At 61.6% G+C, this 9,066-nt stretch carries 9 protein-coding genes and 1 pseudogene; 9 read left to right on the plus strand and 1 reads right to left on the minus strand.

Features of this window, described 5'->3' with window-relative positions:
• Window positions 1–181 precede the first annotated feature (181 nt).
• Window positions 182–541, plus strand: coding sequence for a hypothetical protein (locus ACIPSK_RS19470; RefSeq protein ID WP_162119070.1), 360 nt, complete (start codon window positions 182–184; stop codon window positions 539–541).
• A 150-nt stretch (window positions 542–691) separates the two neighbouring features.
• Window positions 692–1,222, plus strand: coding sequence for a YidB family protein (locus ACIPSK_RS19475; RefSeq protein ID WP_130699779.1), 531 nt, complete (start codon window positions 692–694; stop codon window positions 1,220–1,222).
• Window positions 1,223–1,337: 115 nt separating this feature from the next.
• Here the strand turns inward: ACIPSK_RS19475 and ACIPSK_RS19480 are convergent, their stop codons facing one another.
• Window positions 1,338–2,219, minus strand: a complete 882-nt coding sequence (locus tag ACIPSK_RS19480) for a dienelactone hydrolase family protein (protein ID WP_162119071.1) — start codon at window positions 2,217–2,219, stop codon at window positions 1,338–1,340.
• 682 nt (window positions 2,220–2,901) lie between these two features.
• On the opposite strand from ACIPSK_RS19480, the gene ACIPSK_RS19485 reads away from it, so the two are divergent.
• The 7 genes and pseudogenes from ACIPSK_RS19485 to ACIPSK_RS19515 form a co-directional block, all read left to right on the plus strand.
• Complete coding sequence (locus ACIPSK_RS19485; RefSeq protein WP_162119072.1) at window positions 2,902–3,138, plus strand: spike base protein, RCAP_Rcc01079 family; 237 nt, start codon at window positions 2,902–2,904, stop codon at window positions 3,136–3,138.
• 21 nt (window positions 3,139–3,159) lie between these two features.
• Window positions 3,160–3,633, plus strand: a complete 474-nt coding sequence (locus ACIPSK_RS19490) for a terminase small subunit-like protein (protein ID WP_162119073.1) — start codon at window positions 3,160–3,162, stop codon at window positions 3,631–3,633.
• Entirely contained in the window at window positions 3,599–5,170 is a 1,572-nt protein-coding gene (locus tag ACIPSK_RS19495) for a terminase (protein ID WP_162119074.1), read from the plus strand. Before ACIPSK_RS19490 ends, ACIPSK_RS19495 begins: the two co-directional genes overlap by 35 nt.
• Window positions 5,170–7,305, plus strand: coding sequence for a hypothetical protein (locus ACIPSK_RS19500; RefSeq protein ID WP_162119075.1), 2,136 nt, complete (start codon window positions 5,170–5,172; stop codon window positions 7,303–7,305). The genes ACIPSK_RS19495 and ACIPSK_RS19500 overlap by 1 nt, the downstream gene beginning before the upstream one ends.
• 12 nt (window positions 7,306–7,317) lie before the next feature.
• A complete protein-coding gene (locus tag ACIPSK_RS19505; protein WP_162119076.1) occupies window positions 7,318–7,629 on the plus strand; it encodes a hypothetical protein in 312 nt (103 codons plus the stop codon).
• Window positions 7,630–7,690: 61 nt separating this feature from the next.
• Complete coding sequence (locus tag ACIPSK_RS19510) at window positions 7,691–8,788, plus strand: hypothetical protein (RefSeq protein WP_162119077.1); 1,098 nt, start codon at window positions 7,691–7,693, stop codon at window positions 8,786–8,788.
• A gap of 15 nt (window positions 8,789–8,803) precedes the next feature.
• Window positions 8,804–8,998: pseudogene (locus tag ACIPSK_RS19515) on the plus strand (phage major capsid protein); the annotation flags it as partial.
• Window positions 8,999–9,066 lie beyond the last annotated feature (68 nt).

Here is a 9,066-nt window from a genome sequence, read left to right on the forward strand (position 1 = left end):
AGCGTATGCTAATTGATGAGTCAACACTAATCTGTTTGATCGACGCCCGGTCGCAACGCCGCTCAGGTGGCGGCGCGTTCGGCTGTTCTTACGGAATGATCCAACGCCCTCGTGCCATGAGGAACAAAACGCGCATGCCGATGTTGCTACTCCAATGGTGATAGCACCGTGGGAGGAAGTTATGCATCAATCTCTTCAGTTTGTCCTGGTCGGCCTGGCCGCGATAAGCGGGCTGACAATCGCGCCGACGATCGCCGCGGCGCAGGACTTGGAGTTGCGTGTCGGCCCCGGCGGACTGGGCGTCTACGATCGTGATCGCGACCCTGACCGATATGACCGATATGACCGATATGATCGATATGACCGGCGCGGACGGCGAGGCTGCGATCCGGACGATGCTCTCGACATCGCACGCAGCGAAGGACTTCGCAGGGCGCAGATCATACGCATGTCTCCCCGCAGCATCGTTGTCCAGGGGATGACGCGCCGGGGACCGGAGCGAATGACCTTCGCCAACCAGCGAGGCTGCCCGGAAATCTGAGCCGCGGCGTGAGCAATAAGTCGGCCGGCCTTCGCGATCGTCGACCGAATGCAGCCGGCGCGGAACCTTTGAGCAATCCGAACATTGCTGCCCATGCAGCGCGCTGCTTTGGGCCGCCTGCATCGTTGAAGCACCATTGGAGGATTCATCATGATGAGCGGTCAATTGAAGGCGCTTCTCGCCGTCCTTGCCGTTGCCGGCTACCAGAACAGGGACAAGATCGGGGAGCTGCTGCGGGGCATCCAGAACCCTCAGCAGTCTGGCGCGGGAAACCAGCAGCCGGGTGGGCTTGGGGGCATCCTTGGCGGACTGGGTGGTTCGGGCGGTCTCGGCGGCCTGCTCGGCGGGCTGACCTCCGGCGGCATCGTCAGCGGCGGTCTGGGCGATCTGCTGAAGACGTTTCAGCAGAACGGACACGGTGACAAGATCGACTCATGGGTACAACCGGGCCAGAATGCCGACATCAATGACGGCCAACTCGCCGAAGCACTGGGCCCGGACGTTCTGAACGAGATTGCTTCGAATACCGGCCTTTCACATCAGCAGATTCTGGATCGGCTGAGCCGCGATCTTCCCAAGGCCGTCGACGACCTGACCCCACAGGGAAAACTGCCGACCGCCGAAGAGTTTATGTCTTCCGCCAGCCAATCCACCACCTCCGCGCGGCCGAGCACCATCTGATATCGGGACGAACGGGCGCACAACCAGCAGGCCGCCGCCGCGCGTGATGACATCTTCGCGGACGACACGGGCGGCGGGCCGGCATCAGACAGACGGCACGCATCGAGTTCGCGCGTTAGTTCGAGAGGTACTTCTGAAGGAATGCGTGAACGCTGCGGATGGACTTTTCGGCGGCGTCTGTATTGTATTTTTCGATATGGCCAAACACCCTCCGTCCCACCTTAAACTCCGGGGCATCAAAATCGTGGTAGGTCCCCTTGTAGATATTGAGCTCGATGGGCGGGCTATCGTCGCTCAGACCGGCAAGCCTCTTCCGGCATCGGTCAGCCGGGCTCCAATTGTCTCGTTCGCCGGTCAAGATCAGAATCGGCACCGTGGCATCGCCCTGAGTTGCCGCGCAGAGGGGATAATAGGCAACCGCTGCCCGGAATTTTTGGTCCATCAGCTGTTCGTTGCCTTCGATTTTTGTTCCCTCCAGCGTCGCAGTGCCGCCCGCTGAAAAGCCCATCAGGGCCACGCGCCTGATATCGACAAAGCTTTGTTTCGATAAAAAATTCAAAGCGCCATAGGCGTCGAAGACGCGATCGGGCAGAGTGCTTTGGCACGTGTCCTTGATATTGCGGGTGGTGAAGCTATCGACGACGAGCACGACGTAACCCCATGAGACCAGCCGCTTCGGCCAAAGGTCTTTGACGCTCAAACGCATACCCTCGCACCCATGCAGCATGACGACCGCCGGGAAGGGACCGTCACCTTGGGGGTGGGACAGATATCCCAGCAGGGGGGTGCCTTGCGGCTGAGGGAGGCTCTCTCCCTGTTCATTGGCCTTGCGGATTCGAAACGGGCTGAGCTTGACGGGCGCGCTTTCGAACCGCACCAATTCGTCGGCATCAGCTGGGTTTCCAGCGAGCGTGGCGCTGAGAAAAGCGACGAGGCAAAGAAAAAGTCTCGTGGTTCTCACTGAACTTCTCCACCGTTTGTTCAACAGCCTGCTCATTGTACGCCGGAGCTGTAGGCTCGAAAAGCGGTCAGGGGTCTGCCGATCGGGCGATTTCAAACCGACGAATAACCTCAATCAAAACCACTTGATCACCCCCTGGCGGATCATTTATGACTACCGTAAATCCAAGCTGCGAGATTTGAATTCAGAGGTGATGTCGACCCAAGTCGGGCCGCCCAATGCCATGAAGACCAAGCCAACAGTGTCACTGAGCCACCACCATGGATTTGCCACTGAGCTCACCCCTTGCTCCGTCATCCTCGGGCTTGTCCCGAGGATCCACCTTGGCCTCCAACAGCAGCGGGCATAGATCCTCGGCTCAAGGCCGAGGATGACGGAGGGTGGGGAGCGCTTTTTGCCAAACTTGCCGGAGAGCGGATGGTATTTCTGGCGCCCGCTTGGTCGGGCAGTTTTGATTCGAAACTGACGCGCGACCCACGATTAGCCGTTGATCACCCCCCGGCAAATCAGTTAAGACTACCGTAAATCCAAGCTGCGAAATTTGAATCCAGAAGGTGATGTCGACCAAGTCGGCGCCGCGCTCTGATCGGTGTGTCTGTCACCGTCCGGCCAGCTTCCAGATCATCATTGATCCCCCATCCCTTTCCGCCTGACCTCTCATCTTCGATCACATCGGGATCGAGCCGGGCAGCGCTCGCCTCTCACAAGGAGAACTGCAATGGACCCTTCGATTGCTCCGGCCTCCAGGGCCGCAGTGGTGACGCCGAACGATAGTGCCATTGTCGGTGCGCGCGCGCTTTATATCGGCACGACGGGCGATGTTGCCATTGCGCCGCGTCGGGACGTGGATCCGGTCATCTTCAGAAACGTGCCGGCCGGGACGATCCTGCCGGTTCACGCCGCCATCGTGGCGCTGACCGGGACCACGGCATCCAACATCGTCGCGCTGTTCTAGAAGCCTTCAGAAGCGGGCCTCATGGGCAGACCCATCAAGTTCACCCAGGCGGTTGCCGACAGGATTTGCGAGCGCATTGCCGACAGGGAAAGCCTGCGGTCGATCTGCCGGGATGAAGGGATGCCGGCGATGTCGAGTGTGCTCTCCTGGCTCGCTGATGAGAACAAGGCCGCGTTTCGAGCCAAATACGCCCTGGCGCGCGAGATCCAGGCGGATGGCTTCGTCGACGAGATGGTCGAGATTGCCGATGACCGCGCCGACGACTGGATCGAAAAGAAGAACGCCGCCGGCGAGACCACCGGCTGGCAGGAGAATGGCGAGGCCATAAGGCGTTCGCAGCTTCGCATCGCCACCCGTCAGTGGGTCGCCGAGAAGCTGAAGCCGAAGAAATACGGTTCCAAGGTCGAGCCTGACCGTGGCGTCGTCGCGAGCGAGGTTTCGCAGTTGCTGGAAGATATCAATGGCAAGACGCGCGGACTTCCAAACGGCGGTTGACCAGTTTTCCGACTGGTGCTGGCGTCTGAACAACCTCTATTGGATCACCGACAAATCGGGCAAACGCGTCAGGTTCGAGATGAACTGGACGCAGATGACCTTTTTCGAAGAGATGCATTATCTCAACGTGCTGCTGAAGGCCCGCCAGCTGGGTCTCACGACCTTCATTCAGATCTTCATGCTCGATGCCTGCGTCTTCAACCGGGATATCCGCGCCGGCACGATCGCCCATACGCTGGGCGACGTGCAGACGATCTTTAGGGACAAGATCAAATACCCCTATGACAATCTGCCCGATCGTATCCGCAACGCCGTGCCTGTTGTCAGGGCCAACCAGACCGAGCTGCTGCTCGGCAATAATTCGAGCATTCGTGTCGGCACCTCGCTGCGCTCGGGAACGCTGCAATATCTGCATATTTCCGAATATGGAAAGCTCTGCGCGAAATATCCCGACAAGGCGAGGGAGGTCCGCACCGGTGCTTTGAATACGGTGCAGGCCGGCCAGCTGGTCTTCGTCGAAAGCACGGCGGAGGGCCAGGAAGGGCATTTCTACACGCTTTGCGAAGATGGCCAGGTCAAGCAGCGCCAGGCACTGGAGCTGACCGAACTGGACTTCAAGTTCCATTTCTTCCCCTGGTGGAAGGAACCGCAATATGCGATCGCGCCTCAAGGCGTCATCATCACCGATGCTTTCGCAAAATATTTCGGCAACCTGGCCGACCAGGGCATCACGCTGACTGACGGGCAGAAGGCCTGGTACGTCAAGAAGGCCGAAACCCAGCTCGGCGACATGAAGCGCGAATATCCCTCGACGCCGGCCGAAGCGTTCGAGGCGAGCGTCGAGGGCGCCTATTACGCCGACCAGATGGCGGTGGCCGACGCCGAAGAGCGGATCGGGGTCTTCCCGCATGTCGACGGTTATCCCGTCCACACCATCTCCGACATCGGCATGGACGATACCAACAGCGTCTGGCTGTTTCAGGTGCTGCCCGGCCGTGTCCGGATGATCGGCTATTTCGAGCATACCGGCACCGGGATGGACGGCATGCTCGACGAGCTGGAGCGGCGCGGCGCCGAGCACGGCTATGTCTATGGCGTCCACAACATGCCGCATGACATCAAGGTCAGGGAATGGACGCGCGGCGGCATGACCCGCATCGAAGTCATGCTGCGAGAGGTCAAGGCCCGCGATCTCGGCACGGTCCGCAAGATCGAGCGCGCCTATGTCCATGACCGGATCAACGGCACCAGGCGCATTCTGGCGAAGATCGAGTTCGATCAGGCCGGCTGCATCCAGGGCATCAAATGCCTGCGGAACTACCGCAAGGACTGGGACGAGGATCTGAGCGTCTTCCGCGACGAGCCACTGCACAACTGGGCCTCGCACGGTGCCGACGCTTTCGGCGGTCTGGCGATCATCTTCACCGGTCTCGCTCCAGAGCCGCTGAAGCCGGAACCCAGGCGACTGCCGACGTTACAGACGACGACGTTCAACGACTTCGTCGCAGCAACCCCTGCATATAGCGAGCGTGTTTGATGGAAGACGAAACAACGGCTTTGGCGGGCGGGCAGCAATGGGACCTGGCAAAGGTCGGCGCCCGCTGGCAGCAGGAGCTCGAGCGCGCCCAGCGTTATTTCAGGTCCTGGCATGACCGCTGCGTCAAGATCGAGAAGATTTATCTCGACCAGCAGTCCGACCAACCGAATGCGGCCAAGCGAAGGTTTCCGCTGCTTTGGGCCAACACCTCGGTGCTGCAGCCGGCGGTCTACGCCCGGGTGCCGCAGCCCGTCGTCGAGCGTCGCTTCAAGGATGCTCAGCCGGTGGCGCGCATGGCCTCGGAGCTGGTCGAACGCAACCTCGCCTATATGGGCGACGAAGCCGATATCGATTCGATCATGCGGGCGGTGCGCGACGATTTCCTGCTCTGCGCCCGCGGCACGGTATGGCTGCGTTATGAAGCCGATTTCGAGCCGCTCGACATGGGCGTCCAGCCTTCCGACCCGCCGGCGATTGGTGGCTTTTCCGAGGGTCTGCCCAGCGGCTTTCCCGCCAGTTTGCTCGGCGGCGGCATGGGCGATGACGGCGCAGCCCCGCCCGAGGTGATCAGCGACGAGCGTGTCTGCATCGATTATGTGCACTGGTCCGATTTCCTGCATTCGCCGGCCCGCCGCTGGAAGGATGTGACATGGGTTGCGCGCCGCGTGCCGATGACCGACGAGGAGATGGAGAAGCGCTTCGGCCCTGACGCCATGACATCGCTCCAGGCGCAAGCTGCCGGCAGCAACAAGGGCAGCAACCAGACGGAGCGCGCCGAGAACGAGGGCAAGACCCATGTCTGGGAGATCTGGTGCAAGAGCGAAAACTATACCGTCTGGATCGCCGATGGCGCGCCGGTGGCGCTCGAAGTGTCGGAGCCGCCGCTTGATCTGACGCATTTCTGGCCTTGCCCGCGCCCAGCCTACGGCACGATGTCGACCAGCTCGCTGATCCCGGTTCCCGACTATGTCTATTATCAGCAGCAATGCGACGAGATCGATCTGCTGACGAAGCGTGTCAACAAGCTGACCGATCAGCTGCGGCTGAAAGTGTTCTATCCCTCCGGCGACGGCGCGATCTCGCCGGCGATCGAGAAGGCGATGCGGCCGGAAAACGATACCGTCATGGTGCCGATCCCGGAATGGGCTGCCTTCACCTACAAGGGCGGCTCGAAAGCCATCGTGACTTTGCCGATCGACGAGGTGCAGAAGGTCATCATCGCCTGCATCCAGGCCCGCAAGCAGCTGATCGAGGACGTCTACCAGATCACCGGCATCTCCGACATCGTCCGCGGTGACACCCAGGCGTCGGAGACGGCGACGGCGCAGCGGATCAAGAGCCAGTGGGGCTCGATCCGCATCCGCGACCGCCAGGCCGAGCTTGCCCGCTTCGCCCGCGACATCATCCGCCTTGCCGGCGAAATCATCTGCGACCAGTTCCAGCCGGAAACGCTGATGCTGGTCAGCGGCATCAAGCTGCCGAGCATGGCCGAGAAGCAGCAGGTCCAAATGCAGATGCAGCAGATGCAGATCGCCGCCCAGCAGGCAGCGGCGCGCGCCGAGCAGATGGGGCAACCCGCACCGCCGCCGCCGCAGATGCCGCCGCAGCTTGAGCAGATGATGCAGCAGCCGACGATCGACGAGGTCGTGCAGCTCCTGCGTAATGACAGCATTCGCGGCTTCCAGATCGATATCGAAACGGATTCGACCATCGAGCCCGACGAGGACGCCGAAAAGCAGCGCCGCATGGAATTCGTGCAGATGATCGGCGGTTTCCTGCAGCAGGCGGGCGCCATGGCGCAGCAGAACCCGATGCTGGTGCCTGTCATGGTCGAGACGCTGCTCTTTGCCGCCCGCGGCTTCAGGGCCGGGCGCCAGCTCGAAAGCGCGCTGGAGCAGGTCGGCGCCCAGCTCTCCGAGGCCGCAACCGCGCCGAAGCAACCGCCGGAGCCACCGGCCGAACAGATGATCAAGCTGAAAACGGCTGAAGTGAAGGCGGGTGCGGAACAGCGGAAAGCCGAGCTCGGGGTGGCGCAGGCCGAGATCGAGCATCGCGCCGTGGTGGAGCAGGCGCGCGGTGAGGCGGCGGCGCAGGCCCTGCAGCAGTTGCAGGCGCAGCAGCCCGCCTATCAGTGAACGGAGTGAAAGATGAGAGAACGCTATTGCCGCGTCTGCGGCGGCTGGCACCAACTCGACGAGTGGCCGCGCAACTGCATGCCGGTAAAGAGCGAGGCGCAGTCCGATCTGCCGGCGCCGCATTTCGTCAGCGACAGCATCGATATCCAGTCGATGCATGACGGCAGGCACTACACCTCGAAAGCAAAGCTGCGCTCCGCCTACCGGGCGGCCGGCGTGGTCGAGATCGGCAACGAAAAGCCGCAGCCGATCGAGACGCCGAAGACGGATCGAAAGGCGATCCGAAACGAATTGCGGCGAGTTCACGCCGAATATAACGCCTAGAACAAAACGCTCTAACCTTTTGTTTTACGGGCATCAATCCCCGACAAAGGAAGTTTCCGACATGGATATGGAAGACTTGAACGAGGCTGGCAACGGCAGCGAAGATTTTGGCGCGTTCGACGACAAGCCCCTGAATGACAGGCCGGTGAGCATCCGCGACAGCCTGAAGGCGGCGATCGACACCGCCGAGGGCAATGGACCGGGCGATATCGCCGGCCAGCCGCGCGACGGGGAAAACGGCCGCTTCCTGGCCAAGGGACAGGAGCAAGCCGCAGCGGCGAGGGCAGGGCAGGCGCCCGCGGCAAACGCCGCTCAGCAGACACCCCAGGCACAGGCCCAGATGCAGACCCGGGAACAGCCGGCAGGCATCGGCAGCCGGGTTCCGCCCGGCTGGTCGGCGGAAGCCAAGACGCAATTCGCGACCCTTCCCGGAGAAGTGCAGGCGGCCATTACCAAGCGGGAACAGGAGGTCGATAACGGCTTCCGCGTCCTCCAGGATTACAAGGGGCTCGAGGAGTTCACGCCGCTCATCCGCCAGGCCGGCATGACCCATGCCGATGTCATGCGCCGGGCGATCGACTGGGAAAAGGCGCTCATCCACGATCCCGTCAACACCGTCGTTCATGTCGCCAGGATGGCCGGGGTCAATCTTCACGCCCTGGTCAATGGCCAGATGGAACAGGTCCTGCAGCGCAACGCGCAGCAGGTCGGACCACAGCCCGGACTACAGCAAGGAGGACCGCAGCCGCGACACGTCAATGTCGAGGCGACGGTCGAACACGTTCTGCGGAAAAGGGACACCGAAACTCAAGTCGATGCCTTCCTTTCCGACCCGGCAAACGCGCACGCCGATGACGTGCTTGACGACATGATCGCCCTTATCAATGCAGGGCGGGCATCATCGCTTCAGGACGCCTACGACGCCGCATGCTGGATGCGCCCGGACATTCGCCGGCAGTTGATCAGTCAGACTGCGCAGGCACCCGTCCGAGAACAGCAAGCCCAGAGGGCAGCAGCGGCAGATCAAGCCCGCCGCGCCTCGCGATCCATCTCTGGTTCTTCCGCGCCGGGCCCGACCCGCGATGCGGCAAGAGGCCAGCCCACCTCAATCCGAGACTCGCTGCGCGACGCCATGCGTTTTTCGCGCGGTCAAGTCTGATCAAAGGAATGATCAATGCCCATCTCGCCCAATCTCTCTGAAATCGTGACCACGACGCTGCGCAACCGCAGCGGCACGGTCGCCGACGACGTGACGAAGAACAACGGTCTTCTCACCCGTCTGAACAGCCGCGGCCGCAAGAAGCCCATCTCCGGCGGCCGCACCATCGTTCAGGAACTGCAGTACCAGGAAAACAGCACCTTCAAGCGGTTAACTTTTGCAGCCGCCGCCTGAGGTTTGCTTGCGTGCCAAAAGCCTGTCCGTCGTGGCAGCTTTGA

This window comes from Rhizobium sp. LARHSG275 (genome assembly GCF_052871115.1).